The following is a 2,164-nucleotide window of genomic DNA, read 5'->3' on the forward strand; positions in this document are numbered from 1 at the left end:
AATTTTAGAAACCAAGAAAGAAAATGGTTAATCCGACAAGTCCGCATCTCTACTCCCGCTACTTGCGATAATCGCAACCGTTAGCCGCAATGCCTACAAAACCTTGAACAAAAAAAATGTATCTTGACAGAAATATTAATAAAAAAGGTAAATGAAGAGTGTAAAGTCCTTCATTAATAGTTTAGGGAAAAATTACTATCCAGATTTTTTAACAGATCCTCTTGAAGAAAATGTAGATTATAAAAGAAACTGGTTATTAGTCAGATATCAAAAAAATAATTTCTATGAAAAGAACTTTGATAACATAAGAAGCCGTCAAGAGGATATTGTATTAGAGCTGAAAGAAAAGTTCGAGAAAGCTTTATCTCAAATTTATTTAAAATTATCAACTGCTGATCCTAAAACTTTTGACACTTTTATAAATTTAAATATCGAGGCAACAAAACTTATTCTTAAAACCTTAAAATCAGATTTTTATATTAATTCTAAAGGGTCAAGATATTACTCAACAGTAATAGACAATTTAGAACTCGAGAATTTAAACAATAGAATTTATAAGGCAAGTGATTATCCAGAAAATGGCTCTATGCTTCAAATTATAGATAATCTGGAAAACGAAAAGAACTATTCTAGATTTGAGCCAATCAGAAGTATTTATTACTCTGAATACCACTTAGAAAGATTTAAAGTTCTAAGTTTATTACCATTAACGCTATTCCACATTGGTCGTCGATTCGTGGATGAATTAAATAAAATTCATCTAATGATTAGCGAACTAAATGAATCAAAACAAATGTCGACTAGAATAAAGTGGTCAGGAAAAAAAACTCATATCGGATTTATATTAGGTACTCTTGCCTTGGAAGGTTATATCGAACCTCCAAAAGCAATTAGCGGAGAAATAAATTATACTGCTTTCGCCAAATTAATTAAACAACAATTTGAAGTCGAGGTTAGTGCAGATACATTGCGCAAATATTTAAATCCAGATGACGATAAATTTTCAGAAAGCAAGAAAACATTTGAAAAAGAAAATTTTTCAATACCACATATAAAGCAAGTAACTTAGACGTTCCGGAACGCATTGGAACGAGTAATTTTGAGAATTCAAACTTTCTTTGTATCAAAACAAAGACGTATGGAAACCTTCTTTAATAGTCCTCTTGTCCAAACTTTTATTTTTATAGTATTTATTATAATTCTATTTTGGATTATGCCCAGTGAAAAATCTAAAATAGTAGTTGCGAGGATACGAACATTGATTAATTCATTTCCATTATCAAAATTGTTTCAATTAATAATTGAAAATATAGAAAGTAAAAACTCAAAAAGGCACGGCGGCTAACATCGGTTCATCGCAAATAACGGGTTTAATAGAAAAAGTGTAATTTTAGAAACCAAGAAAGAAAATGGTTAATCCGACAAGTCCGCGTCCCTACTCCCGCAACTTGCGATAACCGTAACCGTTAGCCACAATATGAAAAGAACATTAGTATTCATATCAATAATCTTTTTTATAAGCTGCAATTCTCGGAATATTAATCGCCTAGATAAGGAGACGATTGAATATAGTTCTCTGCCGGATGAAGTGAAAAAATCGATTTTCGACGAGACCTTCAAAGACTTGAATAATCCTACGAAATACTTCACAAAAAGAAGACAAGAAAAGTACTTTCCATGGATATATCATATTGACATTCACAGGAAAAGCGATGAGAAAATATTTGATACTGAATTAAGTGGCGAACATGGCAGTCGCTATATCATTTACAAGGATTATCTTTTTATACCAAATCATTATAACATTTACAAGGCTGACAGTCTAGACTATACATTTACAAGATTTCGCTTAGAATAAATAGATAATTGTGGAAGTTAGATTGAAACCTAAAAAAGATAGATTGACGAAAAGGAAAAAAATAAAATACTGTGGCTAACAGCGGTTAACGAAGCAAATAGCGGACGAGCCTGCTAAAAATGACATTTTTGACTACCTTTAAAAACATCACTTAACCGGACAAATTTGCGTCCCCAACTTCCGCTACTTGCGTTAACCGGGTACGTTGTGGGCAATTAATAACAACCGAAGTTCAAATCTCTTCTTAATGTCTAACATAACTTGATAATAAAATGTAATTATGACTGAATTTTGGGAATCTGCCTA

The 2,164-nt window shown here is 31.5% G+C and carries 1 protein-coding gene; it reads left to right on the top strand.

Going from position 1 to position 2,164, the window contains the following annotated elements:
* Positions 1–151 precede the first annotated feature (151 nt).
* A complete protein-coding gene (locus ACFQ1G_RS08300) occupies positions 152–1,069 on the top strand; it encodes a hypothetical protein (protein WP_380738432.1) in 918 nt (305 codons plus the stop codon).
* Positions 1,070–2,164: the final 1,095 nt, after the last annotated feature.

Source organism: Salinimicrobium gaetbulicola (assembly GCF_042676025.1).
Taxonomy (GTDB): domain Bacteria; phylum Bacteroidota; class Bacteroidia; order Flavobacteriales; family Flavobacteriaceae; genus Salinimicrobium; species Salinimicrobium gaetbulicola.